Origin of the sequence: Actinomadura soli (assembly GCF_005889715.1) — a bacterium.
GTDB classification, from domain to species: Bacteria; Actinomycetota; Actinomycetes; order Streptosporangiales; family Streptosporangiaceae; genus Spirillospora; species Spirillospora soli.
The window spans coordinates 21,128-46,995 of record NZ_VCKW01000035.1 but is presented as its reverse complement, the minus strand read 5'-3'; the positions used below and the strand labels follow the sequence as shown (position 1 = coordinate 46,995).

Annotated in this window: 27 protein-coding genes; 13 read left to right on the top strand and 14 right to left on the bottom strand. The window is 71.2% G+C overall.

The genetic code is table 11. The features are described from left to right. Positions 1-847, top strand: an 847-nt coding sequence (locus ETD83_RS09620; RefSeq protein WP_329602728.1) for a helix-turn-helix domain-containing protein, incomplete at its 5' end; no start/stop codon positions are given. A gap of 98 nt (positions 848-945) precedes the next feature. After that, positions 946-2,016: a LysR family transcriptional regulator gene (locus ETD83_RS09615; RefSeq protein ID WP_171064107.1), complete on the top strand. Its 1,071-nt coding sequence runs from the start codon at positions 946-948 to the stop codon at positions 2,014-2,016. Here ETD83_RS09615 and ETD83_RS09610 read toward each other — a convergent pair. From ETD83_RS09610 to ETD83_RS09595, 4 genes are all read right to left on the bottom strand, one after another. Further along, a complete protein-coding gene (locus ETD83_RS09610) occupies positions 2,013-2,813 on the bottom strand; it encodes a hypothetical protein (protein ID WP_138644717.1) in 801 nt (266 codons plus the stop codon). The genes ETD83_RS09615 and ETD83_RS09610 overlap by 4 nt on opposite strands. Before the next feature lies 1 nt (position 2,814). Continuing rightward, complete coding sequence (locus tag ETD83_RS09605; protein ID WP_138644716.1) at positions 2,815-3,387, bottom strand: papain-like cysteine protease family protein; 573 nt, start codon at positions 3,385-3,387, stop codon at positions 2,815-2,817. 330 nt (positions 3,388-3,717) lie between these two features. Further along, positions 3,718-4,935 carry a sensor histidine kinase gene (locus ETD83_RS09600; RefSeq protein WP_138644715.1) on the bottom strand — a complete coding sequence of 406 codons (1,218 nt, stop codon included), beginning with the start codon at positions 4,933-4,935 and terminating at the stop codon, positions 3,718-3,720. Next, a complete protein-coding gene (locus tag ETD83_RS09595; RefSeq protein WP_138644714.1) occupies positions 4,932-5,588 on the bottom strand; it encodes a response regulator transcription factor in 657 nt (218 codons plus the stop codon). The genes ETD83_RS09600 and ETD83_RS09595 overlap by 4 nt, the downstream gene beginning before the upstream one ends. 183 nt (positions 5,589-5,771) lie before the next feature. Between ETD83_RS09595 and ETD83_RS09590 the strand changes: the two genes are divergently transcribed. Genes ETD83_RS09590 through ETD83_RS09570 form a run of 5 tightly spaced genes read left to right on the top strand, consistent with a single transcriptional unit; the run spans position 5,772 to position 9,963 of the window. Next, a complete protein-coding gene (locus ETD83_RS09590; protein ID WP_138644713.1) occupies positions 5,772-6,290 on the top strand; it encodes a hypothetical protein in 519 nt (172 codons plus the stop codon). Then, a complete protein-coding gene (locus tag ETD83_RS09585; protein ID WP_138644712.1) occupies positions 6,287-7,417 on the top strand; it encodes a peptidoglycan-binding domain-containing protein in 1,131 nt (376 codons plus the stop codon). Before ETD83_RS09590 ends, ETD83_RS09585 begins: the two co-directional genes overlap by 4 nt. Next, positions 7,414-8,109 carry an ABC transporter ATP-binding protein gene (locus ETD83_RS09580; protein ID WP_138644711.1) on the top strand — a complete coding sequence of 232 codons (696 nt, stop codon included), beginning with the start codon at positions 7,414-7,416 and terminating at the stop codon, positions 8,107-8,109. Before ETD83_RS09585 ends, ETD83_RS09580 begins: the two co-directional genes overlap by 4 nt. A gap of 50 nt (positions 8,110-8,159) precedes the next feature. Beyond that, entirely contained in the window at positions 8,160-9,335 is a 1,176-nt protein-coding gene (locus tag ETD83_RS09575; protein ID WP_138644720.1) for an ABC transporter permease, read from the top strand. Positions 9,336-9,387: 52 nt separating this feature from the next. Next, on the top strand, positions 9,388-9,963 hold the full coding sequence (locus ETD83_RS09570; protein ID WP_138644710.1) for an antibiotic biosynthesis monooxygenase: 576 nt from the start codon (positions 9,388-9,390) through the stop codon (positions 9,961-9,963). Positions 9,964-9,974: 11 nt separating this feature from the next. On the opposite strand, the gene ETD83_RS09565 is transcribed toward ETD83_RS09570, so the two are convergent. The 3 genes from ETD83_RS09565 to ETD83_RS09555 form a co-directional block, all read right to left on the bottom strand. Next, entirely contained in the window at positions 9,975-11,774 is a 1,800-nt protein-coding gene (locus tag ETD83_RS09565) for a choline/carnitine O-acyltransferase (RefSeq protein WP_138644709.1), read from the bottom strand. Between the two features lie 18 nt (positions 11,775-11,792). Then, the gene (locus tag ETD83_RS09560; RefSeq protein WP_138644708.1) at positions 11,793-12,605 is read right to left on the bottom strand and encodes a class I SAM-dependent methyltransferase; all 813 of its coding nucleotides are present in this window, start codon (positions 12,603-12,605) and stop codon (positions 11,793-11,795) included. 62 nt (positions 12,606-12,667) lie between these two features. Next, on the bottom strand, positions 12,668-13,531 hold the full coding sequence (locus tag ETD83_RS09555; RefSeq protein WP_138644707.1) for a HalD/BesD family halogenase: 864 nt from the start codon (positions 13,529-13,531) through the stop codon (positions 12,668-12,670). 296 nt (positions 13,532-13,827) lie between these two features. Between ETD83_RS09555 and ETD83_RS43595 the strand changes: the two genes are divergently transcribed. Beyond that, positions 13,828-15,636 (top strand): serine/threonine-protein kinase, encoded by a 1,809-nt coding sequence (locus ETD83_RS43595; protein ID WP_205717574.1) that lies wholly within the window; start codon positions 13,828-13,830, stop codon positions 15,634-15,636. Between the two features lie 90 nt (positions 15,637-15,726). After that, positions 15,727-16,944 (top strand): PP2C family protein-serine/threonine phosphatase, encoded by a 1,218-nt coding sequence (locus tag ETD83_RS09545; protein WP_138644706.1) that lies wholly within the window; start codon positions 15,727-15,729, stop codon positions 16,942-16,944. Positions 16,945-16,999: 55 nt separating this feature from the next. On the opposite strand, the gene ETD83_RS09540 is transcribed toward ETD83_RS09545, so the two are convergent. The 3 genes from ETD83_RS09540 to ETD83_RS09530 form a co-directional block, all read right to left on the bottom strand. Further along, the gene (locus tag ETD83_RS09540; protein WP_138644705.1) at positions 17,000-18,340 is read right to left on the bottom strand and encodes a zinc metalloprotease; all 1,341 of its coding nucleotides are present in this window, start codon (positions 18,338-18,340) and stop codon (positions 17,000-17,002) included. Continuing rightward, positions 18,340-18,591: a hypothetical protein gene (locus ETD83_RS09535; RefSeq protein ID WP_138644704.1), complete on the bottom strand. Its 252-nt coding sequence runs from the start codon at positions 18,589-18,591 to the stop codon at positions 18,340-18,342. The genes ETD83_RS09540 and ETD83_RS09535 overlap by 1 nt, the downstream gene beginning before the upstream one ends. 99 nt (positions 18,592-18,690) lie before the next feature. Then, the gene (locus ETD83_RS09530) at positions 18,691-18,990 is read right to left on the bottom strand and encodes a hypothetical protein (protein ID WP_138644703.1); all 300 of its coding nucleotides are present in this window, start codon (positions 18,988-18,990) and stop codon (positions 18,691-18,693) included. A 412-nt stretch (positions 18,991-19,402) separates the two neighbouring features. Here ETD83_RS09530 and ETD83_RS09525 point away from each other — a divergent pair, with 412 nt between their 5' ends. Then, positions 19,403-20,371: a TIGR03557 family F420-dependent LLM class oxidoreductase gene (locus ETD83_RS09525; protein ID WP_138644702.1), complete on the top strand. Its 969-nt coding sequence runs from the start codon at positions 19,403-19,405 to the stop codon at positions 20,369-20,371. A 102-nt stretch (positions 20,372-20,473) separates the two neighbouring features. Here the strand turns inward: ETD83_RS09525 and ETD83_RS45285 are convergent, their stop codons facing one another. From ETD83_RS45285 to ETD83_RS09505, 4 genes are all read right to left on the bottom strand, one after another. Further along, complete coding sequence (locus tag ETD83_RS45285) at positions 20,474-22,057, bottom strand: caspase family protein (protein WP_138644701.1); 1,584 nt, start codon at positions 22,055-22,057, stop codon at positions 20,474-20,476. After that, complete coding sequence (locus ETD83_RS09515) at positions 22,054-22,443, bottom strand: effector-associated constant component EACC1 (RefSeq protein WP_138644700.1); 390 nt, start codon at positions 22,441-22,443, stop codon at positions 22,054-22,056. The genes ETD83_RS45285 and ETD83_RS09515 overlap by 4 nt, the downstream gene beginning before the upstream one ends. Positions 22,444-22,630: 187 nt before the next feature. Further along, complete coding sequence (locus tag ETD83_RS09510) at positions 22,631-22,894, bottom strand: DUF397 domain-containing protein (RefSeq protein ID WP_138644699.1); 264 nt, start codon at positions 22,892-22,894, stop codon at positions 22,631-22,633. Further along, positions 22,891-23,688: a helix-turn-helix domain-containing protein gene (locus ETD83_RS09505; RefSeq protein ID WP_138644698.1), complete on the bottom strand. Its 798-nt coding sequence runs from the start codon at positions 23,686-23,688 to the stop codon at positions 22,891-22,893. The genes ETD83_RS09510 and ETD83_RS09505 overlap by 4 nt, the downstream gene beginning before the upstream one ends. Before the next feature lie 263 nt (positions 23,689-23,951). Here ETD83_RS09505 and ETD83_RS09500 point away from each other — a divergent pair, with 263 nt between their 5' ends. The 3 genes from ETD83_RS09500 to ETD83_RS09490 all read left to right on the top strand — a co-directional run bounded on the left by ETD83_RS09500 (position 23,952) and on the right by ETD83_RS09490 (position 25,860). After that, positions 23,952-24,278 (top strand): hypothetical protein, encoded by a 327-nt coding sequence (locus tag ETD83_RS09500; RefSeq protein WP_138644697.1) that lies wholly within the window; start codon positions 23,952-23,954, stop codon positions 24,276-24,278. Then, a complete protein-coding gene (locus ETD83_RS09495) occupies positions 24,275-24,475 on the top strand; it encodes a hypothetical protein (RefSeq protein WP_138644696.1) in 201 nt (66 codons plus the stop codon). Before ETD83_RS09500 ends, ETD83_RS09495 begins: the two co-directional genes overlap by 4 nt. A 641-nt stretch (positions 24,476-25,116) precedes the next feature. Beyond that, positions 25,117-25,860 (top strand): alpha/beta hydrolase, encoded by a 744-nt coding sequence (locus ETD83_RS09490; RefSeq protein WP_138644695.1) that lies wholly within the window; start codon positions 25,117-25,119, stop codon positions 25,858-25,860. Positions 25,861-25,868: the final 8 nt, after the last annotated feature.

The following is a 25,868-nucleotide window of genomic DNA, read 5'->3' as shown; positions in this document are numbered from 1 at the left end:
CCCGCACGGTGACCGCGCCCCGGGCCCGGCCGGCGCCCCCCGGAACGGCGCCGAACTCCGGAACGGCGCCGAATCCCGGACCGGCCGGGGCGGCGACTACCGCTTCCTGCTGCCGCTGCACGGCGAGGTGCTCCTGCTCCGGGACGGCTCCGAAGCGCGGCTGCGGCCGGGGACGGGCGGGCTCATCTCGCTGACCGCGCCCGTCCGGCTCGTCCCGCACCGGCCCGCCCGCGCCCTCGTCCTGACGATCCCCGCCCACGAGGTGGACCGGCGGCTGCGCCGCGCCGCCTCGCCCGCCGTGCCGCTCGCCGCAGACCTCGACCTGTCGGCCGGGCTCGGCCGCGTCGTCGCCGACATGGTCAGGGCCGTCGGGGAGGAGCGCGAGACCCTCACCGCGCGGGAGTTCGACGCCGCCTGCGACCGGATCACCGAGCTGCTGTGCATCGTCGTCGCCGACCTCGCCGGCGCGGAGCGCGACCGGCCGCCCGCGCCCGGCCATCTCGCCGAGGTGGAGGAGGTCGTGCGCCGGCACGTCCGCGAGCACGCCACCGACCCGGGCCTGACCGGCGCCGCGATGGCGAAGGTCCTCGGCTGGTCGCTGCGCCAGATCCAGCTCGCGCTGCAGCGCGCCGGGACCACGCCGCGCGAGCTGATCCGCGAGGAGCGGCTCCGGCTCGTCCGGGACCGGCTGCGCGACCCGCTCGACCGGCACACGATCACCGATCTGGCGCACGCGACCGGGTTCTCCTCGGCGAGCGCGCTCAGCCACGCCTTCCGGCAGCGGTTCGGTGTCAGTCCCCGTGAGCTGCGGGAACTGGAGCGCAGGCGGGCGGCGCGGGGCCACTAGATTCGGTTGGCACGCATTTACATTCTGCCGGGACCGATCCCGGGGTTACCATTCGTCGAGATCATGGCAACGGGGCGATGACGGTCAGGAGCACGTTCGTGGACCTCGGGCCCCACCATCTCAGAATGATCGAGGCGATCGCCGCCACCGGCAGCATCAGCAAGGCCGCGGCCCGGCTCGGACTCACCCAGCCGGCGGTCAGCACGATGCTCCGCCGCGTCGAGAGCCATCTGGGCGTGCAGCTGTTCGTCCGGTCGCCGGAGGGCGTCACGCCGACCCCGGTCGGGGCGGAGGTCGCCACCCGCGCCCGCGCGGCCCTGGCCAGCATCGACGACCTGAACGCCGCCCTCGCGCACCGGATCCGCGACCCGTCCGCGATGCCGCTGCTGCGCGTCGGGGTGCAGGCGTGCCCTGCGCTGACCCGGCTGAGCGACCATCTCGGCGCGCTGTCGCCGGTGTCGCGGCTGCAGCTGCGCGTCGACCAGGGCGGGGGGCGCATTCCCGCGCTCCTCGCCTCCGGGGCCCTCGACGTCGGCCTGTTCCAGGAGCCGGTCGACCACGTCCCGCGGCCTCGCGACGCGCGCGACGAGCTCGAACGGCTCGTCATCGTGGACCGCGAGCCCATTCTCGTCGGGGTGTCGTCGTCGAGCCCGCTCGCCGCCCACGACACCGTCGACCTGGCGGACCTCGCCGACCAGGACTGGCTCGACGACCCGCTGGACGACGGCCCGTGGCCCGCCTATGTCCGCGGGGTGTGCGCCGGCGCCGGGTTCCAACCGCGCGTGCGGTTCTGGTCGAGCGACTGGCAGATATCAGCCTCCCTCATCCGGTCGGGACGCGCCATCGGCCTGTACCAGCCGTCCGCGGGCGTGCGCGACGGGATCGTGTTCCGGCGTATCACCGGCGACCCGATCGTGCAGCGCGTCGTGCTGGTATGGCGTCCCGAGGCCGAGAAGGCGGCGGAACGCCTGCGCGTCGTGTTCAGTGACATTTACCTGGACCTTGTCCGGGCTCAACCCGTTTTTCGCGACTGGTGGGACGAGCATCCCGAGGCGCACCCCGGGCTCCCGGTGACCGCGGGACCGGTCGGAGCGGGACCGGTCGCCGCGGGCCGGGAAGCGGGTTCCGGAAAGGGGGGCGGTTCCCGGAACCCGCATGCGGGCGGCTAGTAGCTGCCGAGGCGGCGGCGGCGCAGCGCGACGGCGACGCCGGCGGCCGCGACGACCGTGCCGCCGGCGCCGAGCGCCATCAGCGCGGGCGCCGGGCCCCTGTCCGGCGCCCGGTCACTGACGCCGGTGGTGGGCGAGTAGCCGCCCAGCTTCCCGGACCGCTGGTACTCGGAACCCGGGAGCTTGTCGCCGTACCGGGTGTTGACGAGCCGCTGGTACGACCCGACCGTCACGCCCTCGCCGACGGACGTCTTCGCCGCGTCGTTGAGGCCGGTCACGCGGCCGTTCTTCAGTCGGTACCAGGCGCGGATCTGCGGCTCGGTGAACACCGTGCCGCCGTCGGCCATCGCCGGGTAGGCGGCCTCGTCGCTGCCCGAGATGACGTTCGAGGCGACCCAGCCCGTGCCGGACTTCGTCAGCCACACGGTCGCCTGCTGCCCGGACGCCGACTTCGCGCCGACCGCCATGTAGACGAACGTCGCGACGGGAACGTTCGGCGTGCCCTTCACGAACGCCGGGTTCAGCGAGTAGACGCGCTGGACGTCGCCCTGCAGCTGCGGCGCCTTTGCCGCTGCCGCCGCCTTGGAGACGCCCTGGCTCGTCGTCTGGCCCTTCTGGTGCTGGTCGAGGTTGACGAAGAACGTTCCGAGCCACTGCTTCGTGGCGGGGGCCGCCGCGACCTTGGCGGCCGCTGCCTCGTCGGACGACGGCGGTCCCGCGGCCATCGCCGCGTTGCCGCCCAGCAGAACCGAGCCGCCGATCAGAGTGGCAGCCGTGACCTTTGCAGGAGTGCGCATGTCAGGCTCCAACCTTGGACAGGGCCTCGCCCCAGCGGAACTGGCCGTTGCTCTGGTAGCTGCTGTGGCTCATCTGCCCGTACCTGGGGCTGGACGGCCACGGGTCGCCGTAGGAGAGCGTCTGGCCGTTGTAGCCGTAGATCACCTGGGCGTGGCCGCCACCGGCGGTCCAGTAGATGCCGGTCTCGATCGGACGCTTCGCGTCGATCTCGGTGACCACGGCCTGGTACGACATCGGTCCGGTGACCTGGCCGGGGGAGAGCCCCAGCTTCTGGAAGGCCGTCTGGTCCCACTGCAGGTAACCGGGCTGGTTCGGGCACTGGGTGCCCGACTGCCGGTTCCGTGCGAGGTTGCAGAACTCGTTCTGGCTGACGTTGCCCTTTCCGTGGAACTTGGCGATCGTCAGGCCGCTGGCGGCCCAGCACCACTGGTTCTGCTCCTGGACCAACTGCGTGATCTGCAGTTCTCCAGCCGAGGCGACACTGCCCGACATCGCGAGCGTGGCTGCTGCCACGCCCGCGGCGCCGACCGCGAATCGCCTGCGCGCCCGGGCGGGACGGGTACGCGTTGTCATTGGCTTCCGCCTTTTCTCCCGGCAATGCCGTGCACCTCTCACGCGAGCGAGTGCGCCGTCATCCCCTGGCTGGAGCGGTGCACTGCCGCTGCGGGGATGCTGCGCATCGAGCGGTCCCTACCGGTGCCGGGGGAACTCCGGGCTGGGAACCCCGCGTGAGAGGCAAAGGGAACGCAGTAAAAGTCTCATTCGTGACCGAATCCGGGTAATGCCAACAGGTCATAACGAGCCTCTATAACCCGGCGAAGCAGGACTTTCTGGGGCATACGGCACGGACGGGAGCGTTCCGGAGGCGTCCACTCGTAACGTGGACGCATCGCTCGATCCCGGCTACTCCCTTGCGAGAGGGAGGGTGACGGTGATGTGGAGACCGCCGGATTTGCGGGACGTGGCGGTGACCGTGCCGTTGTGGGCCCGGACGATCGACTGGACGATCGACAGCCCGAGGCCCGCGCCCTTGGCGGTGACGACGCGGTCGTTGTCGAGGCGGCGGAACGGCTCGAACAGGGCCGGGATCTCGTAGGGCGGGACGACGGGCCCGGAGTTCGACACCTCCAGGACGGCGTGGCCGTCGAGCGTCCGGCACGCCACCTTGACCCAGCCGGACTCGGTGTTGTGGCGCAGGCCGTTCTCCAGGAGGTTCTGCACCACGCGTTCGAGGAGCAGGGCGTCGCCGGTCGTCACGGCCTCGGCGGCGTCCGCCTCGACGGTGACGCCGGCGTCCTTGGCCTCCGCGGCGGTCTGGGCCGTCACATGCCCCACGATGTCCGCGAGGTCGACGGGCGCGCGGGTGGTGATCTCGTTCTCGGAGCGGGCGAGCAGGAGCAGGCCGCTGATGAGGCGCTCGTGCCGCGAGTTGATCTGCAGGAGCGTCTCGCCGAGCTGCCGGACGTCCGGGGACGCCGACTCGCGGTGCATCGCGACCTCGACCAGCGCGCGGCCCAGCGTGAGGGGGGTGCGCAGCTCGTGGGACGCGTTCGCGACGAACCGGCGCTGCCCGTCGAAGGACCGGTCGAGCCGTTCGACCATCGTGTCGAAGGTGTCGGCCAGCTCCTTGACCTCGTCGCGCGGGCCTTCGAGGGCGATGCGCTCGTGCAGGACGCGGTCGGCGGCGGGCGAGCCGGCGATGCGGCGGGCGGTCTCGGTGACGCGGTGGAGCGGGGCGAGGACCCGTCCGGCGAGGAGCCAGCCGAAGGCTGCGGCGGCCCCGCCGACGACGCCGAGCGCGATCGAGCCCTGCGTGATCAGCGAGGTGACGGCCGCGTCGTGCAGCTCTTCGCGCTGCTTCCTCGCCTGCCGGTCCGCCTCGCTCATGAGCGCCGCGTCCTCGCTCAGGCTGCGCTGGCCCTGCGGCGGCGTCCGCGCGGGCGTCGGGGCGGCGGGGTCGCCCGGCGAGGGCTGGTTCAGGCGGGCGGTGACGATCTTCGTGCCCGACCGGGACAGGTCCTGGTCGAACAGCGCGTAGGTGACGCCGAGGAGCACCACCCCGGCGACGAGGAACAGGCCGCCGTAGGTGAGGGTCAGGCGGGCGCGCAGCGACAGCCTCATGGGATCCGGTACCCCGCTCCCTTGACGGTCTCGACGACGGGCGGGTCGGCGAGCTTGCGGCGCAGCTTGAGGACGGTGAGCCGCACGGCGCCGGTGAACGGGTCGGCGTGCTCGTCCCACGCCTTCTCCAGGAGCCGCTCGGCGGAGACGACGGCGCCGTCCGCGAGGAGCAGCTCGGTGAGGACGGCGAACTCCTTCTTCGCGAGCGGGACGTAGCGTCCGTCCCGGAACACCTCGCGGCGCGCCGGGTCGAGGGTGATGCCCGCGCGGTGCAGGGTCGGCGGCGCGGCGGGACGGCACCGGCGGGCCAGGGCGTGGACGCGAGCGGCCAGCTCGGGGAACGCGAACGGCTTGGTCAGGTAGTCGTCCGCGCCGAGCCCGAGGCCGTCGACCCGGTCGGTGATCTCCGCGGCGGCGGTCAGCATCAGGACCCGGGCCGTGGTCTCGCCGCTCACGATCTCGCGGCAGACGTCGTCGCCGTGCACGAGCGGGAGGTCGCGGTCGAGAACGACCACGTCGTAGTCGTTGACGGCGACGCGCTCCAGGGCCGACGACCCGTCGTAGGCGAGGTCGACGGCGTGCGCGTCGTCGCGCAGCCATTCGGCGATCGCGTCGGCGAGGAGCCGCTCGTCCTCCACCACCAGCACCCGCATATTGCTCCTTCCCCCGCACCTCTTCCGCTCGCGATGGTGCCCTACCGGCTGTTTCGTTTCTGTTAGTGATCGCGGCGGGACGAGCCGGCCGGACCGGGGAAACGGAGGGGAAACGCGCGGGCGGGTTGCATCGCTCATCGTCGGCCGGAGACCGCTCTGGCCGCAGAGACGAGGAGAACGTCCATGCGACTGCGGATACTTGCGGCACTGCCGCTCGCGCTGACCCTGGCGCTCACCGGGTGCGGCGGCGACGACGGCGACTCGGGCGGGGTGGCGTCGGCGGGCGGCGCGAAGCAGAGCGGCGCGGCCGGGGGCGGCGGCGCGAAGCCGGACCTGGACGCGATGGGCGTGAAGTTCGCCCAGTGCATGCGCGAGAACGGCGTCCAGATGGACGACCCCAAGCCCGGCCAGGGCATCCAGCTCAGGATCAAGGACGTGCCGAAGGAGACCGTGGACAAGGCGATGGAGGCGTGCCGGCAGTACAACCCGCAGGCCAACGCCACCGGGGCGCCGGACCCGCAGCAGCAGGAGCGGGGCCGCAAGTTCGCCGAGTGCATGCGGCGGAACGGCGTCGAGAAGTTCCCGGACCCGAAGCCCGGCCAGCGCGGCATCATGATCGACAAGAAGACGGTCGGGGACGACCCGGACCTGGAGCCGGCGCAGCAGAAGTGCCAGGACATCCTCCAGGGCGGGCGGAAGTGACGGGCGGCGTCGCCGTGGAGCCCGCGCCGCCGAAGGAGGAACGGGAGCGCCGGGTGCGCCGTCGCCGGCCCCGGGCGAGGATCGCGCTCGGCACGGCGGTGCTGGTCGCGGCGGGCGGCGTCGGCGCCGTCGCGGCGTTCGGCGACGGCGGGGGCTCGGGCGGCGGGACGGCGACCGGCCTGCCGCCCGCCACCGCGAAGGTGGCGAAGCAGACGCTCAAGGACGCCCAGACCGAGGACGGGCGGCTCGGCTACGGCCCCGCGCACACGGTGACGAGCCAGGCGAAGGGCACGCTGACCAAGCTCCCCGAGAGCGGCGACGAGATCACCCGGGGCCACGAGCTGTACGAGGTGGACGGCGCCCCGGTCGTGCTGATGTACGGGTCGAAGCCGTCGTACCGGCCGCTGCGGCCCGGCACGGAGGGCCCCGACGTCAAGCGGTTCGAGGCGAACCTCAGCGCGCTCGGCTACGACGGCTTCACCGTGGACGACGAGTACACCGAGGACACCGCGGGCGCTGTCCGGGAATGGCAGGACGACATCGGCGTCGCGGAGACCGGGATCGTGGAGCTCGGACGGGTCGCCTTCGCGGACGGGGCAGTGCGGGTCGACACCGTCCAGGCCAACGCGGGCGAGCCGTCCGCACCGGGCAAGAAGGTCCTCGACTACACCGGCACCGCGAAGGCCGTGACCGTCGAGCTCGACACCGCCGACCAGCGGATGGCGAAGGAGGGCGCCGCCGTCGAGGTGACCCTGCCGGAGAACCAGCGCGTCACCGCGAAGATCGACGAGGTCACGACGGTGATCGAGCCGGGCGAGCAGGGCGAGGACCCGGCGACGAAGGTGGAGGTCACGATCTGGCTGGGCTCCGCCAAGGCGAAGAAGGCCGCCGCCGGGTACGCGCTCGCGTCCGTCGACGTCACGTTCACCGCCGGGGAGCGCGAGGGCGTGCTGACCGTGCCGGTGGCCGCGCTGGTCGCGCTGCGGGAGGGCGGGTTCGGCGTCGAGGTCGTCAGGGGCGGCGCGTCGTCGTACGTGCCGGTCGAGACGGGCCTGTTCGCCGACGGGAAGGTCGAGGTCTCCGGGCCGGGCATCGCCGAGGGCGTCCTCGTGGGGGTGCCGAAATGATCTCTCTGCGGGACGTGACGAAGGAGTACGCGGGCGGCGTCCGCGCGCTGGCCGGGGTGTCGCTGCACATCGGCGCGGGCGAGCTGGTCGCGATCGTCGGGCCGTCCGGGTCGGGGAAGTCGACGATGCTGAACGTGCTCGGCACGCTGGACCGGCCGACGTCGGGCACCGTCCACATCGACGGGCACGACGTCGGACGGCTGCCGGACGCGAAGCTCTCGGCGCTGAGGGCGACCCGCATCGGGTTCGTCTTCCAGCACTTCCACCTGGCCGCCGGGACGTTCGCGCTCGACAACGTCGCGGACGGCCTGCTCTACACCGGGCTCCGCCCGGCGGTGCGGCGCCGGAAGGCCGCGGCGGCGCTGGAGCGGGTCGGCCTCGGCCACCGGCTGGACCACGAGCCGCACGAGCTGTCCGGCGGCGAGCGGCAGCGCGTCGCGATCGCGCGGGCCGTGGCGGGCGAGCCGGCGCTGCTCCTCGCGGACGAGCCGACCGGCGCGCTCGACTCGGCGTCCGGCGAAGGGGTGATGGCGCTGCTCCGCGAGCTGCACGCCGCCGGGACGACCGTCGTGGTCATCACCCATGACCGGGAGATCGCGGCGAGCCTGCCGCGCCAGGTCCGGATGCGCGACGGCCTGGTGGTGGACGACACGGTCGTGGACGACACCGCGCTCACCGGGGCGGCGCTGTGACCGCCCCGGCGACCGCCCCCGCGCGCACCGCGTCGCTGCGACCGGCGCGGATGTGGCCGGGCGACGTCGTCAGGGTCGGCGCGGTCGGGCTGCGGACCCGTCCGATGCGGGCGTTCCTGTCCGCGCTCGGCATCGCGATCGGGATCGCGGCGATGGTCGCGGTCGTCGGCGTGTCCTCGTCGTCGCGCGCCGACCTCGACCGGGCCCTCGCCGCGCTCGGCACGAACCTGCTGACCGTCTCGCCCGGCAGCACCCTGACCGGCGAGAAGGCGCAGCTCCCGCTCGAATCGGAGGCGATGGTCGGGCGGATCGCGCCGATCCGGGACGTGTCGGCCATCGGCCTGCTGGACGACGCGAAGGTCTACCGCACCGGCGAGATGCCCGAGACCGAGACCAAGGGGATCGCCGCCTACGCGGCCCGCACCGACCTGCGCGAGGCGATCGGGGCGGAGCTCCGCAGCGGCGCCTGGCTGAACGCCGCGACCGGCAGCTTCCCGGCGACCGTCCTCGGGTCGGCCGCCGCGGACCGGCTCGGGATCGGCCACGCGGGACCCGACGTGCAGGTCCTCATCGGCGGCCGCTGGTTCACCGTCATCGGCATCCTCGACCGGGCGCCGCTCGCCCCCGAGCTGGACACCGCCGCGCTGGTCGGCTGGCCCGCGGCGCAGGCCGGGCTCGGCTTCGACGGGCACCCGACGACGATCTACACCCGGTCGCAGGACGCGAGCGTCGAGGACGTCCGCGACGTGCTCGGCGCGACCGCGAACCCGGAGGCGCCGAACGAGGTGGAGGTGTCCCGCCCGTCGGACGCCCTCGCCGCGCGGAAGGCGGCGGGGGAGGCGTTCACCGGGCTGCTGCTCGGGCTCGGCGCGGTGGCGCTGCTCGTCGGCGGCGTCGGGGTGGCCAACACCATGGTCATCTCGGTGCTGGAGCGCCGCTCGGAGATCGGGCTGCGCCGCTCGCTCGGCGCGACCCGCGGCCAGGTCCGCACCCAGTTCCTCGCCGAGTCGCTGCTGCTGTCCGCGCTGGGCGGGGTGGGCGGCGCGGTCATCGGGGCGCTGGTGACGAGCATCTACGCGCTCTACCAGGGCTGGCCGGTCGTCATCCCGGCGTGGGCCGTGGCGGGAGGCGTGGCCGCCACGCTGGTCATCGGCGCGATGGCGGGGCTCTACCCGGCGGTCCGGGCGTCCCGCCTCAGCCCCACCGAGGCGCTCGCCACGACGTAGCCGCATGGGCCCGGCGCGCATGGACGCCGCTGGACGGGTGAGAGTCCGTTCCATGGAGGAAGGGAACGGCGAGCCCGTCACGACCGTGGTCACGTGGGACGTCAGGCCCGGACGGGAACGCGACTTCGAGGAATGGGCGGAGGGACTTCACCGGGCCGCGACCCGCTACCCCGGGCATCGGGGCGCGACATGGCTGCGCGCCGAAGGGTCGCGGCACCGGTACTACACCGTGGTCAACTTCGCCGATCAGGAGCGGCTCGACGGGTGGATGGCGTCCGAGGAGCGCGCGGAGTTTATCGACCGGGTCCACGGGATCGCCACCGAGCACTACCGGGACACCACGGGCCTGGAAACGTGGTTCAGCCTGCCCGGCGAGTCGGTTCCGGCGCCGTCCAAGCTGAAGATGATCGCCGTCACGTTCGTCGCCGTGTACCCGCTGAGCCTCCTGCTGCAGGCGTTCGTCACGCCGCTCGCGACGTCGTGGCCGCTGCCGCTGAAGGCGCTGACATTCCCCGTCATCGTGATCCCGCTGCTCACCGTGGTCGTCATGCCGATGCTCAGCAGGCTGTTCCGGCGCTGGCTGTACCCGGTCGGGCGGGCCCACCGTCCGGCGAAGCCCGGCCGCTGACCGGGAGGCGTTCAGCTGAGCAGGTCGCGCAGCTCGCCGACGGCCTCCCGGAGCCGCTCGGCGAACGCGAACATCGCGTCCGCCACCGGGCGCGGGGTGCTGAGGTAGACGTTGAAGCGGTCCGGGAGCAGGGCGTAGGCGATGCCGATGCACTGCTCGCTCGTCGACCCGAAGCCGAAGTACCGGATGTTGGCGGACGCCGCCGAGCTGGTGCTCAGATAGTCGTTCCGCATGACGAGCCAGCCGGGCGAGTCGAACAGCGGCAGCGGCTCCACGCCCCCGAGTTCGGCGCCGCGCCGCTCGTGGATCAGCTGCAGCTCCCACAGGTGCTGCTCGGGGGCCTGCCCGGCCTGGCACTCCTTCGCGCGCCTGACATGGGCGTCGGCGGCGGCGCGGAACGCGTCGCGGCGGATCGTGCGGCCGGCGCCGGGGTCGTCCATGATCTCGGCGAAGTGCAGCACCTCGGGCGTGACGACGCGCATCGCCTCGGTGCGCCCGTTGCGGTACTGGCGGGTCGCGATCGACTCGTAGGTGGCGCCGGCGAAGCCCTTCGCGCGCTTGTGGGCGAGCTGGTAGGCCATCTGGACGAACGCGTCCGGCGACATCTTCAGCCGCTTGATCTCATCCGAGCCGAAGCCGTCGAACGAGACGGTCGTCGTGGCGGTCGCGGCGCCGTACGCGGCGAACGAGGACGCGGCGTCCTGGATGTCGCGCCGCAGCTCCTCGTCCAGGACGAACTCGATGGGCTCGATGAGGGGGAGCCCCTGCGACTTGGCGCCCGACCGCTGGGAGAGCACGGCGGGCGCCGTGCCGAGCAGCGCGTCGACGAAGCTCAGGATCGTGGTGCCGTCCAGGCCGCAGTGCTCGACGTTGACGCCGGCCGTCCCGTCCGCGAAGACGATGAACGACACCGCCTTGTCGAACCAGCGGTTGCCGCTGTCGCCGTGCAGGAGGTGGTCGCAGGCGTCGAGGGTGTTCTTGGGCGTGAAATCCTCCAGGCAGACGCAGAACAGCGCCGTCTCGATGTCGTCGAGCGCCTCCGCGTTGCGGGGGTCGGCGGCGAGGAGCGCCGCGCGGCTCTCCGCCCACTCGGCGCGGGCCTTGGTGGTGAGGTGCCCGGCGGACGGCTCGGGCGCGGTCTCCGCCTTCATGATCGTGCCGAGGCCGGCGGTCAGCTCGTCCAGCGCGTGGGGGCGCCCGCCGGGGCCGAGCACGTCCATCCGGATCACGTTGCCGCGGTAGAACACCACGATGTGGCGGGCATGCGACGGCCCCGGCCACTCGTCGGTGTACGGGGAGCGGACGGTGTCCTGCCGGGCACCCGGGATGCGCGTCGCGGAGAACAGGAACTTGTTCTGCACCATCGACAGCGGGCGCCCGCGCTGCACGGCGGGCGGGACGCGCTCGTCGTCCAGCCGCAGCTTGTAGTCCAGCGCGCCGGCGATGAGCCCGGCGGCGCGCTCCACCTGGCCCTCGTCCGACTCCCTGAACAGGAAGAAGAAGTTCGCGTTCAGCGCGATCCGGTCGCGGCGGCCGAGGTAGCGGTACGGCCAGAACGTGTCGAGCCAGCTGTGCACGCCCTCGGACGCGTCATAGCGCTCCAGCGCCGCCTGGAGCTTGCGGCCCGGCCCGTCCGGGCGGGCGAAGTCGGCCAGCGCCGCCTCGGTCCGCGCCCGCTCGTCCGCGGTCAGCAGCGGCGCGCACCACTCCATGAACCGCCGGCACGTCGCGTCGAGCGTGGGCAGCGGCACGCGCGGCAGATCGGCCTCGTTGCCGAAGGTGCGGGACGAGAGTTCTTCGCTGGCGCTCAATTCATTCCTCGTTGTCGTTCAATGGTCGGCCGGGCGTGAGACGTAGAGCTGGGCGTAGAACCAGCCGCCGGTCTCCAGGCCCGACGGGTCGACGCCGACGTCCGACAGGCGGTCCAGGACGAGCGACTGCTCCTGCGGCGTCGCGAACCGCCGCTGCCTGAACAGCCCGCCGCGCCGGACGGTCTCGTACCCGGCGGCGGCGAGGGTCTCGGCGACCGCGTCGAACGGGAACATCCGCAGCACGAAGTGCGCCATCCACGGGCGCCGCCGCCCGTGCGCGCCGGCGACCCGGGAAATGGTGCGCTCGGTGACGTAGCCGAGGCAGCCGGTGGAGATGACCAGGTCCGTCCCGGCGAGTTGCGCGCGCTGTTCGTCGGTCGGGTCGCCGTTCTCCAGATCGGCGTGGACGGTGCCGTCCAGGAAACCGGCTTCGAGCGCGTAGGAAAGGGCCTCCTCCGAGGCGTCCAGGCCGAGGAACCGCACACGGCTTTCACTTTCAACGAAACGGACCAACTCCCGATCGCGGGCCAGCAGCGTTCCGCGCGTGTGCCGATGGGCGTCGCGGCCGCTGTAGCGAGCGTACAGGTCGCCCATGGTGATGCCGTATTTAACCAGGGCCGCATTGATGCCATAGGAGCAGCCGATATCCAGAACGGTCGGGACCGGGACCTGATGCGCCTCCCGGTATTCGGCGATGAGCCCGCGGAAGTGCGGTTTGGCCAGTTCCGGGATGTTGTAGTCGAGGTCGCGGAGCGTGGAGAAGTAGGCGCGGGGATCGGGCCGCGTGTAGATGTGGCCGAGCGAGATCTTCCCGGTCGTGTCGACGCGCACGGAGGGCCTCCGAGTCGGTTGGGTCGAGCCAGGCTGGTCGGGTCGGTGGGGACGGCCCCGGGCTAGTCGAGGAGCCGGTCGACCCGGACGGCGCGTCCCTCCGCCGCCAGATGCTCGGGCAGCACGCGGCCGAACAGCTGCCGCGTGCGGGCGACGCTGCCGACGACCCCGGGCCGCTCGCTGTAGGCGAAGATCGCCGTGTGCCGCGCCGTGCTCCCCTCGACGGTGCTCACCCGGTGCAATGCGTATCGTCCCTGGAAAAGCTGCAGGTCGCCGGGCCGGAGCGTGAGCCGCTGGACGAGGTCGCCGCCCCGCCCGGTCAGCACCCGGCGGACGTCGCCGAAGTTCTCCGACTCCGCGGACCGGATGTCCGGGCAGTACTCGAAGACGCCGCCGTCCTCGGCCTCCTGCGTCAGCAGGCTGACCGTGAACTCGTTGGTGTCGAAATGCCAGGGATGCTCCATCCCCGGGTTGACGACGTTGAGGCACAGCCCCGACAGCGGGTCGGCGAGCTCGTGCACGCGCGGCAGCCCGAAGCACGCCGCCACGAACCGCTGGAAGAGCCCGCTCGAATACAGCAGGTGGACGATGAAGTCCGCCGGGATGCGGTCGCGGGCGACGAAGGCGTTGCCCCGCTCGACCGTGATACGGCCCGGGTGATCGTCCGGCAATGGCGTGCGGACGTCGATGTTGTAGGCGTTGACGGTTTCGACGTCATAATGCGCGTACGGTGCGATCGCCGCGCATTCCGTGCGCAGCGCGTCCCGCAATGAGGCGCGAATGAAGTCGGGCAGCACGCAGCATCCCGATTTCGCCAGCTCCTCCCGGGCCTGCGAAACGACGGCGTTCCAGCCGCCGCGCCCGGGCGCCGTCAGCGGATAGCGCCCCGTGTCGCTCACCCGGCCGAGAGCCTCCGCTGCGCCCATGAGGATCCTTCCGCGTAGGCGAACCTCAGACGGGTTTTAACACAATACCCTCCGGCAATTCACGGCAGTGCTTTCCGCAATGTTCGGCAGAAGGCGATAAGCCGGGCCCGTGACCTGTGCCTTCGGACGCCGCCCGACCTGCGCGTCCGCCGCCGCCCCTGTGTCCCATCTCACCCGGCCACGGCGAACGCCGGACGGTCAGGGGTGGCGGCGGACCGGACGATCCGCGAACCTTTCCTCACGCAGCGACGTCAGCGTCCTGTGAACCATGAGCGAGAAAGTGCGGGGAGCGCGGGATGGACTGGCGGCTGGCGGATTTCACCGAGGATCGCGAACTGGGACGCGGCGCGCAGGGACGGGTCGTCCTCGCCCACCACACCCAGTCGGGGACACCGGTCGCGATCAAGTACCTCGCCCAGGGCGATCCGGGGGCCGTCGCGGCGCTGCGGTCCGAGGCGCAGATGCTCGGCCGGCTCACGAGCCCGTACGTGGCGCGCCTCTACCGGTTCACCGAGAGCGAGCACGGCGCCGCGATCGTGATGGAGGCGATCAACGGCGCGTCGCTGAAGGAGGTGCTGCGCGAGCACGGGCGGCTCGCGCCGGAGGCGGCGCTGCTCGTGCTGAAGGGCTCGCTCCTCGGGCTCGCCGCCGCGCACGCCGTCGGCGTCGTCCACCGCGACTACAAGCCGGCGAACGTCGTGGTGCGGCCCGACGGGCTCAGCAAGCTGGTCGACTTCGGCGTCGCCGTCCTGGCCGGGCAGGGCTCGTTCGCCGGGACGCCCGTGTACATGGCGCCGGAGCAGTGGCGCGGTGAGGCGTCCTCGCCCTCCACCGACGTGTACGCGGCGACCTGCGTGTTCTTCGAGTGCGTGACGGGACGGCGCCCGTTCGCCGCCGCCGAGCGGGCGGTGCTGATGAACCAGCACCTCACCGGGCCGGTCGACGTGTCGGACGTGCCGGAGCCGCTGCGCCCGCTCGTCCTGCAGGGCATGGCGAAGGACCCGGGGGAGCGGCCGCTGGGCGCGGCGTCGTTCGTGACCATGCTGGAGTCCGCGGCGGCCGCCGCGTACGGGGGCGACTGGGAGCAGCGGGGCGTCCGCGCGCTGGCGGCGGCCGCGGCCGCGCTGGCCGCGCTGTTCCCGCTCGCGGCGCTCACGGTCCCGGGGGCGGGGGCCGCCACCGCCACCACGGCGGGCGCGGCCGGGACGGCGGGCGCGAGCGGCACCGCCGGGACGGGCGGCACCGTGGGGGCGTCGGTGAGCAAGGGCTTCCTCGCCACGACCGCGGGCAAGGGCGCGATGGCCGCCGCCGGCGCCGCGGTCGTCGCCACGACGGCGGGCGGCGTCTACGTCGCGCGGGACAGCACCGAGCCGGCGCCCGCCCCCGTCGCGGTCGTGGCCATGGCCGCCGACACCCGGACGATCACCGGCGGCACGACGCCGATCGAGATCCGGAACGCGCGGTACCCGACCGTCAGCGGCCTGCGCGACCCGGCCCTGGAACGCCGGATCAACGCCGAGCTGCGCGGCCCGATCGACCGCCTCATCGCGCTGGCGCGGGAAAGCTCGACCCAGGTCAACTGCCAGGGGAAACCGGTGAAGCTGGGGGTGGAGACCAGGCTCGGGCTCCGCGGCCCGCGGCTGGTGTCCGTCCGCTACTTCCAGCTCACCGACTGGTGCCAGCAGGCGGACGGGTCGCCCGGCGGCGAGGTCGTCACCGTCGACCTGCGCACGGGCCGCAGGCTCACCAACACCGACGTGTTCCGTCCGGCCGCGCTGACGGACGCGGGCGTGACCCGGATCCGCTCCCTCGTCGCGCAGCACCCGGTCGCCCACGAACGCGATTGGGACGACTGCAGCTCCGACGGGCGGTTCAAGCGCTCGGACTTCCTCCCCGGCGAGGCGCGCATCCCGGGGACGAAGGAGACTCCGCCGAACCTGAGCGCCTTCTTCACGCCCGCCGAGTTCCAGCTCTCCTTCCTCGCCGGCGGCAGCGACGGCTGCGGAAACCTGAACTTCGGGGCCGCGTACGCGACCGTCCGCGAGCTGCTGAAGCCCGAGATCGCGGCGATGCTGCCCGCCGCGCCGTCCCCGTCCCGCACCTGACCTGCCGGTTCGTGACATGGGCGCGGCCACAGCGGGTACTCCAGCGCGAATGGACCCGGGCAGGGAGCGGATGACGCGGGACGGCGACCGATGCTGAGAGAGCTCGTGGCGGCCAGCCACATGATGTCGATGGAGCAGCTGCCGGGCGCGGTGGCCCGGCACGCCGCGGACGCCGGCCTGCACGACGCGCTGATCTACATGGCGGACCTGCAGCAGACGGTGCTGCGCCTGCTGACCGGCAAGGGCGACGACGCCGGGCAGGACCCGGGGCCCGAACCCGCCGAGCTGAAGATCGACGGGACCATCGCGGGCCGGGCGTTCCAGACCGTGGAGCCGGTGACCGGGCAGGTGTTCGACGACGGGACCTGCCACTACTGGCTGCCGATCCTCGACGGGACCGAGCGGATCGGGGTGCTCAGGACCACCATCCGCCAGGACGACGACCGGGCCAAGGACGACGCCGAGTACCTGGCCGGCCTGGTCGCGCTGATGATCGTCAGCAAGGGGCCCTACAGCGACTCGCTCTCCCGGCTGGTGCGCACCAGGGAGATGACGGTGTCGGCGGAGATGCAGTGGCGGCTCCTCCCCCCGATGACCTTCGCCAACGACCAGGTCGTCATCGGGGCCGCGCTGGAACCGGCGTACAAGCTCGGCGGCGACACCTTCGACTACGCGCTCGCCGGAAACACCGTGCACCTCGCGATCTTCGACGCGATGGGGCACGACACCACCGCCGGGCTGACCTCCAGCCTCGCGATCGCCGCCTGCCGCAACAGCCGGCTCCACGGCGCGAACCTCGTCGAGACGGGGCGGGCGATCGAGGAGGTGCTGCTCGACCAGGACGGCGACGGGCGGTTCGTCACCGCCCTGCTGATGGAGCTGGAGCTCCGGTCCGGCGTCGTGTCGTGGGTCTCGCACGGCCACCCCGCACCGGTGGTCATCCGCGCGGGGCGCTGGGTGACCACGCTGGAATGCCGGCCGGGCGCGCCGCTCGGCACCGGCCTCGGCGTGGACCCGGAGCTGTGCAGCGAGCAGCTCCAGCCCGGCGACCGCGTCCTGCTCTACACCGACGGCATCGTGGAGGCCCGCGATCCCGACAAGCGGGAGTTCGGGCTGGAGCGGTTCACCGACTTCATCATCAAGCGTGAGGCCGACGGTCTGCCCGTCCCCGAGACGCTGCGGCGCCTGGTCCGCAGCATCCTCGAACACCACGCCGGGCGCCTGGCCGACGACGCCACCGTCCTGCTCCTGGAATGGCACGGCCCGGAGGAGACGAAGGACCCGATGGCCCCGATGCGGCAGACCTGACGCCGAACGCCGGGCACCCCCGCGATGGGGATGCCCGGCGCTCCTTCGGGCGTGATCAGGTGCCTGTCATCGGCCCGGGGGCGGGGCCCCGCACGTACCGGACGGCCCACCGCACCAGCCCGCGGCCCACCCCGTAAAGGATCAGCGCGACGCCGGCCAGCGGCAGCACGAGCAGGACGATCTGCAGGCCGGAGGTGACGAGTTCGAGCGGCCCGGCGCCGTCCATGGCCTTGGACGCGAGCCGCCGTATCATCCACCAGTCCTTGGCGACCAGGGTGGGGACCTGGCTGATGATGAGGCCGATCTGGAAGATGAGCACCGGCACCACGGTCAGCACCCAGACCGTGACGAAAATCTGCGGCCAGCGCTTGAGGTCGCTCAGCCGCGCGTCGGCGGGGCGGCGCAGCAGCGTCCGGCGCAGGATCGGGCCGATGTACTTGAACAGGTCGGGGATGCCGATCAGGTCCGACATGATGTAGTACCCGTCGAACCGCAGCGTCGGCAGGAGCTGCTGGAACATCTCCAGGTTGACGTACAGGGCGGCGACGAGCAGCGGCTCGAACCCCGTCTGGTGGTAGGCCAGCGCCAGCCCGACGATGAAGATGGCGTTGAAGTAGACGCCGGCGAGGTCGGCGCGGAGCCGCCCGCCGCGGCCGAGCCGGTACGACTCGGTGATGTCGGTGTAGAACGCCGGCCAGACGAGGTAGATGCCGCAGCCCATGACGCCGGGCCGGACGCCGCCGTACCGGCAGGCGGAGGCGTGCCCGACCTCGTGGAACGCGACCGACGCGACCCCGAGGCCCATCACCAGCAGGATGGTGACCGGGTTGAGGATCGTGGCCGAGAGCGCGCCCGCCAGCGACCCGGTGGTGAACATCCAGATCTCGCCGGCCAGGAACGCGGTGAGCATCAGCGCCACCACCACGGGCCGGAACAACCAGGCGAACACGCCGCCGACGAACCAGGTGAAAGACTCGGGGAACACCGCGACCCGCCACCGCAATGCGAGGAACGGGTCGGACTTGACGAGCGTGGGCTGCGTGCCGTCGCTGTAGGTGGTGACGCCGAGCGGGGCGAGCTTGCGGTCGGCCAGGTAGACGATCTGCTCGGCGGTGAGCCGCGCGCCCGCCTCCTCGCTGACCGCGCCGGCCACCCGGTCGAGTGCCTCCGCGACGTCGGTGTCCGCGAGGTCGCGGTGCTCGCGCAGCGCCTTGACGACGATGTACAGCAGCGGCGGCAGCCGGACGAGCTGGCCGTTCGGCAGCCGTACGAGCTGGGACGGCTCCTTGTAGCCGGAGTTCTTGAACTCGCCGAGGAGTTCCGCGCCGTCGACGAGCCTGGGCAGGGCGAGGGCCGCGGGCGCGCCGTCCACGGACGGTGTGGTGGGGCTGCCCATCAGTGCTGCTGGACGACGGTGCCGGGGACGCAGCTCAGGGAGGAGTACGCCGGCTGCGCGAACAGGCCGGTGCCGAGAAGCCCGGTGGTGCCGGGGGAGTAGGTCGCCTGGCAGGCGTACACGACCGTGGTGCTGTCGCCGCCTCCGCTGAGCGGCGCGGCGGTGGACAGCGGGAGCCGTCCGGGGAGGACCTCGGGGACGAGCCGGTCGAGGTCCGCGTAGCTGAATGCGTGAGGGTTCGTGTCGCTCATCGGTTCGCTTTCGCCTTGTGCGGAAAGAGGGGGAAGGGCTGGCGGGAGAACGCCAGCCCTTCCCAAGCGGGCCGAGGCCCGCCGTCATGCCGTGCCAGATCAGTGGCTCGACGCGACCACCGAGCTGCTGGCGCAGGTGAACGAGGAGGTCGGGTTGTTGGAGCTGAGCCCCAGCGCGCCGATGAGCCCGCCCTGCGGGTTGTTGTTGATGGCCTGGCAGTTCGGGACGACAGCGGTGGTGCCGCCGTCGTGGCCGCCGTGGCCGCCCCCGTGGTTGAGGTTGAAGTTCTCGTTCTCGTTGTCGCCGTGGCCACCGACGAGGAGGGTGGACAGCACGGCGCGCTCCGGCAGGACCTCGCCGGTCAGCTTGTCCAGCTCGCTGTAGCTGAAGGACTTCATGTGGTTCCTTTTCTCCCTTGTCACGCCCGGTTCTCAAGGTGGATACCGGATGTCCCTTTCCTCGCCTCAGGTCGAAACGAGGTAGCTCTACGTATAGCAGATGTCACTCACCGTGGCCAAGTAAGGGGGGCGAGGCTCGCCGCGTTGATCCCGTCCGGCGCCATGCCGGGCGCACGGCGGGCCGGAAGCCCCCGTTCCGCGCTGAGAAATGGCCGACAACAGCGTCAGCGTCGGCGTGCCCGCGCGCCGGCCGATGGAGGACATTCTCGAAGAAGTAGAGGATCACGCCGACGACCCCGTCGACCTCCTTGGCCATTGATCTTTCCAAGCCCGGCCATTTCTCATCCGGAGGTGACCCGGGCCTGACCGTGTCTTGACGATTCGGCCCGTCCCGGCGGGTAGGCGAACCGGCATGGAATTCGGATACACGCTGCTCTGCGAGCAGACACCGCCCAGGCAACTCGTCGCCGACCTCGTCGAGGCGGAGGAGGCGGGATTCGGCTACTCGGTCATCTCCGACCACTATTTCCCGTGGCTGGAGGACCAGGGCCACTCGGCCTACGCCTGGTCGGTGCTCGGCGCCCTCGCCCAGGCCACCCACCGCATCCCGCTGATGACGTTCGTGACCTGCCCGATCATGCGCTACCACCCGGCGGTGGTGGCCCAGAAGGCGGCCACGATGGGCGTCCTGTCGGACGGCCGGTTCACGCTCGGCCTCGGCTCGGGCGAGAACCTGAACGAGCACGTCGTCGGGCGCGGCTGGCCCTCGGTGGACGTCCGGCACGAGATGTTCGAGGAGGCCGTCGAGATCATCAGGGCGCTGTTCGGGGGCGACTACGTCAACTACCGGGGCCGGCACTTCACCGTCGACTCGGCGAAGCTGTACGACCTGCCGGACCGTCCCGTCCCGATCGGTATGGCCGCCTACGGCCCCCGCGCCGGCCGCCTCGCGGCCCGCCACGCCGACGCCCTCATCTCCGACCAGCCGGTCGGAGACGTCGTGGACCTGTTCCACAAGCAGGGCGGCGCGGGCAAGCCCGTCTACGGCCAGATCCCGGTCGCCTACGGCGACGACTACGACGAATGCGTGACGCGCGCCCACCGCATCTGGAGGTTCTCGGCCCCCGCCTGGAAGGTGATGGCCGAGCTGCCGGGCCCGGTGAACTTCGAGGCCGCTTCTCAGACCGTCCGTCCCGAGGACGTCGCCAAGTCGGTCCCGTGCGGCAACAACGTGGACGACTACGTCCAGGCCGTCCGCCAGTGGGCCGACGCGGGCTTCACCCACATCTCCTTCTGCCAGTCCGGCCCCGACCACCAGAAGGACTTCCGCACCTGGGCCGAGGCCGACCTCCTCCCCACCCTCCGCGAACTCTTCCCCTAGAGCAGGAGGCGGCAAAAGATTCTTGAGGAAGCCTTAGCGCCCCACGTAGATCAGCGGAACGGGGCGGCAGGAACCTGCGGTCGACCGCCAGTGCTCGGCGGTCTATTCGGGCATTGGCCACCATCGAAGGGTGTGCGGCATGTGAGGGTCCCGCCACGTCAGTTTGAAGGAATCACAGGGTGCGGCGTCGGTGTCCCACCAGGCCGCGATGATGATGTGCTTCGGAGTGCGGCCGAGATCGTAGCGAGTGTCGACCTGGTGTCCGTTCGCGGCCGTCAGGGCGCCCCTTCCGACCTGGCGGCCGTCGATGGTGATCCGCCACTGCAACTCCCTGGTCTCGCATCCCGCGGGCACGGTGGCCTTGAGGACACCGCGGAGCCGGGTGGCCAGAGTCACGGCCGGCTGGAAGTCGGTCTTCACCGGTTCCGTTGCCGTCCAGGCGAAGCCGCCGGCGGACTCTCCCGGCGCCTTGGGGCTGGTGACCGGGCTGGGGCCACTCAGTGCCTGGGCGGTCAGGAGGGTCTTGCCCGTGGCCTGGGCGAATACGGCCAGTCCCCAGAAAAGCCCGATCACTGCCGCGAAGGCGGCGCCAAAATATGTCCACGCTCTGCGGCCGGACATCGGGGCGTGCGGTGGATCGGGTGCGGTCCGGTCCGGGTCCGTCGTCGCCGATCTGGTGAGAGGACGGTTCACCGCGCCGGAGAAGGCGGCCAGGGGTTTGACGGCCAATTCGGTGAGGCGAGGGACCAGGACGTCGACGAGTTCGGCGCCCGCGGTAGTGGGCTCTTCCGCCACCGGCTCGGGCGGCGCGGCGTTTCCGGGGAGCGTCCCGGTCCCCATGGCGGGGGAGCCGGACGGAGCCCGACCGGTCTCGCCGAGGTCCTCCGCCCTGCCGGAGCCGGCGCCGACGTGGTCGGGAGACCGTGCGGCGTGGCGGTGAGCGGCGTTCGCCAGGAAGGCGATGTCATCACCGGAGTCAATGTTCATCGTCGTGGGTTCGGGACGCGCACGGGACCGGAGTTCGCGAGTCAGGTGGACGGAGACCGTCTTCATGTTCAGAACGGGGCCCGCGCCGGGCACGCCGTCATTGATGATCTTCAGGAGTGCGCCGGTGAACGCGGTGTAGGTCTCGTCACGGGGTGAGAACGCCAGTGCGGATTCGGATGTGGCGGTGAGGACGAAGCTTCCGGCGATGTCGGCCAGAGGCCCCAGATCGTCCGCGGCGCTCTGCGCGGTGGCCAGGCCGGAGTAGCAGCAGTCCAGAATGACCACTTTCCGCAGGGCGACGGCCCTGTGGCTGAGTATCAGGCGCCGGACGTCGTCGTAGACCAGGCCATGGTGGAACAGTTCTTTGCTGACATTGGGCAGCGCCAGGTGCAATTGACGACTGCGGCCCCCGAGCTCATCGACGAGGCCGTGACCGGCGTAGTAGAAGATCAGCGTGTCGGTCGCCTCGGCTGCGGCGGCGTGCAAAGTGTCCAGGACGACGCGCGGATCGTCAGTATCCAGGAGCTGGATGCAGTTCTCGGGCGGCAGCCCCCGCGGCCCTTGCGTGAGCGTGGAGGCGAGTGCTTCCAGGTTGCGGGCCACGGCCGGGAGATCAGGGAGGTGGCGGTAACTGCCCGTCCCGACCAGCACGACCCGGGAATGCTCTGGGTCGGAGAGCCGCCGCGATGGCGGGGTCATGGTTGAGAGCCGCCGGCGGTGTCCTCGTCGGGAGGCGTCCCGGGGGTCAGGCGTTCGATGATCTCTTCGGCTGATATCTCGCTGCCGGGCTCGATCGACACCACGATGCCGTCGCGTTCGATGCGGACCGTCCCCCGGCCGCTGTCGGCAGGGCCGTTCCTACGGTGGGCCAGAATCGCGACAACGAGACTGCTCAGCGCGATGACGTTCCCCGCGATCGCGTTGATCGCCTCCAGAGCGCCGCCCTGCTCGCCCGGTGCGGGCGCCGCCGTGGTGGTGGAGATCCGGTTCCGCCGCGTCAGGACGCGATCTCTGGCGATCCATCGGTACAGAGCGGCAAGTTCCCGGTCGCCGGTCGCCCCTTCGACGCTGATTCGTAGCTTCACGGCCCCGAGTGCCTCCGTCCGCCAGGCGTGCCCTTGTCCACCATTGAACTGCCACCGGTCGCACTGCGCTGGGGCTGAAAGCAAAGGTGCCACTTGTGGCCTGCTGGAGCCACGGCCCGAACATGGAAGAGCCCCCGGCCTGGTTCTTGGACGGCCGAGGGCTCGCGGGGGAGTGCTTTGGGGGACGTCAGCCCAGGTCGTGGGCGCTGTTCTTGACCTCGCGAGTGAACGCCGACCAGGCCGCGACACTGAAGGTCAACTTCGGCCCGTCCGCATCTTTGGAGTCCCGAACCCCGACCACGGGGGAGAGGTTTGCGACTTCAACGCAGTCACCGCCGCTGTGGCCGCTGTAGGTGCTCTTGCGCCACAGACCTGCCACCTCGACGCAGTCACCGCCGTTGTGATCGCTGTGGCTGCCCTTGCGCCAGTGGACGCTGAGCATATCCTTCATAGGCCCTCCATAACGGTCCTAATCATGGCCCTCGACTCCTGGATGGGGAGTGCGTGGCCTCGGAGCAGATCCCAGCGTACGACTTTGTCTTTGACTCGGGCAGGCTTCTCGATCAGGAGTCCTTCACCAGCCGACTCGGTGTAGGCGAGATCTGGCATGTCCTCGAAGCCCAGGATGGTGAAGCTTCCCTCAAGCCCAGCGTGATAGCCGGTGTGGTTTGGCACTACCTGAACCATCGTGTTGAAGCATTCAGACGCGGTAAGCAGGTAATTGAGTTGCTCGCGCATGATGTCAGGGCCTCCCACCGTGCGCCGGAGTGCCGTCTCGTCGATGACGATCCAGGTGTGCGGCGCCTTGTCGCGGGCGAGGACACCCTGCCGCTCCATGCGCTGTGCCGTCAGCTCTTGGCTGTTGGCGCCGTCGGTGGTGGTGAGGATGGAGCGCGTGTAGTCCTCGGTCTGGAAGAGACCGTTGATAAGTAGCGCGCAATAGATGCGGTAGGACGTCGCCTTCTTCTCGTACTCCAGGTACTCCGGGAAGCCGGGCGGGAGGATGAACTGGACCTCGACCTCGTTGGCGAGCTTCCACAAGCGGTGGTAGTGGCCGTCTGTCTTGAAGTACGTGTCGAGGTCGAGCGCGCTCTGCTGGGAGACCTTTCGACCACTCTCCATGGTGCTGACCCATTGCGGCGTGCATCCGAGCGCGTCCGCCAGTTCCTTGCCCGTAAGCCCGGCGTCGTCGCGCATGCGGCGGAGTTCGTTTCCGAAGAAGATGCGTGCTCGGTTTTCGCCCATTTGGAGCCTCCGGAGGGTTAACCACGGGGGGTGGTTGACGGGATCTTGGCTCGGATTGACCGGCGGTGTGGAACGGTCACTACCGCACTTTAACCCGGACCGCGAGTGTGATTGCAAGCTTTTCGGCGCAACGACACAAACGAGGTCCCCTAGGTGCACAAGAGGCTGATATCGAACAATTCCACGAGAGTGGGGGGAATGCCCCTCATGTCCGAATGGAGTCGTAAGCGGATCGCCCTCGCCGAGTCCGCGAGGAGGCGGCCGTGAGCACCCCGGAGCAGGAGCGGGAGGAGCAGAGTCCGGCCGTCGAGTCGTACGTCCGGCTGAAGATGCTGGGGATGCACCTCAAGGCCCACGGGTTCACGATCCATCAGGTGGCGGGAGGCTTGGTCGTCCGCAACACGACCTCCACCGCGCGGAGCTGCTGCGGCGCCCGAGGAGTCGCCGCCGACACGATCACGTGCCGCCCCCACGAGGAGGACGGCGGACGCTACTGGTACTTCACGTCCTGGCAGCAGCCCATCGCCGAGACGGAGCGCATCACCGATGCCCTGGTGATGATCAAGGGCTACCTGGGAGCCCCCGCATGAACTCCACCGCAAGCGGGGCCTGGCAGCCGGACACAGCCGCCTACCTGGCCGAGCTGAGGGCCGAATTCCCCACCTTCGGCATCATCGCTGACCCTGGCCGCCCCCTCTGGATGGCGGTCAAGGGCAACGAGATATTCATCAGGGCCAGCGACGGCATCGTCCTCCGCCAGCGTCTCCTGGAGATCGCCAACCGATGACCTGCTGCGGAGGGGCGTTGCGGGGAGTCACTGGTCGGGTCGCCTTTATTGCATTCGATGTCAATGGTTGCGGCTGCGGCGGCGGGAACAGTAGCTTCTTCGGCGTGCGGGAGTGGCGCGTCCTGCGCTCGGTCACTGGGTGTCGCGGCGGGCTGGGGAGCGCATGAGGAAGCGTACGGACAGGAAGATCGCCATCGCCGGGACCGCGGCGGCGGCCGTGCTGCTGCCCGCCGTCATGGTCGGTCTCGCGCAGGCGGGCGTGGGTGTGCCGAAGGAACGGTCGGAGGCCCGGGGCGGCGCCGAGCCGGTCCCGTCCTTGGGCCCCCGACGAAGCCCGGCGTGGCGTCGCCGTCGCCGAAGCTGCCCGAGGTTCCCCCGGGGACGAAGCCGTTCAGGACGGGCAACGGCTCGCCCGGCCCCGACGATCCCGACACCATCCCCGGTGGTCGCGGCACGGCGCCGCGGCCGCCGAGTGAAGGGTCAGGGACGTACGCCAAGGCGCCCGACGGCGCCGCCGTCACCAGTGTGAAGACGGTCGGCGCGCGGCAGTTCGACGTCACGATCGCGTCCCCGGCGCTCGGCGCCAGGGTGAAGACGCGGGTGCTGGTCCCGAAGGGGTGGAGGGCCAGGACGAGCAGGTCGTGGCCCGTCGTGTACGCCTACCACGGCGGCAACAACGACTACGGTCCTGGACGCGCGACTCCGACATCGAGAAGACCGCGGCCTCGTACGACGCGATGGTCGTCATGCCCGAAGGCGGCTTCCGCGGCTCGTACACGAACTGGTGGAACGACGGCAAGGGCGGTATCCCGGCATGGGAGACCTTCCACATCGACGAGGTCATCCCGCTGATGGAACGCAATTTCCACGCCGGGTCGGCGCGGGCCGCGATCGGGCTGTCGTCCGGCGGGCAGGGCGCCGTCGTCTATGCCGGACGCCATCCCGGGCTGTTCAGGTACGCCGCGTCCTACAGCGGGTCCCTCAACATCACCGCCCCCGGCATGCCGGCCATCCTGACGTCCATGAACCGGGAGGCGGGGACCGCGATCTGGGGTGATCCGATCACCGCGCGGGCGAACTGGCGGGCGCACGACGCGACCGTGATGGTGTCGGAGCTGAAGGGCACCGGCGTGTACGTCTCGTCCGGCGGCGGGCGGCCCGGCCCCTACGACGACCCGGACACCGTGCCCTGGCACGCGGGCCGCATCGGTGAGCAGCTCGCCGGGGTGATGACGGCCAACTTCGTCGATGCGGCCAGGAACGCGGGCGTCCCCGTGACCGCGAACCTCTACGGGCCCGGTATGCACAACTGGAAGTACTGGCGACGGGAGCTGGACCGGAGCTGGCCCGCCATCACCGCCGCCATCGGCGCCCGCAGGTCCTGACCCGCCGA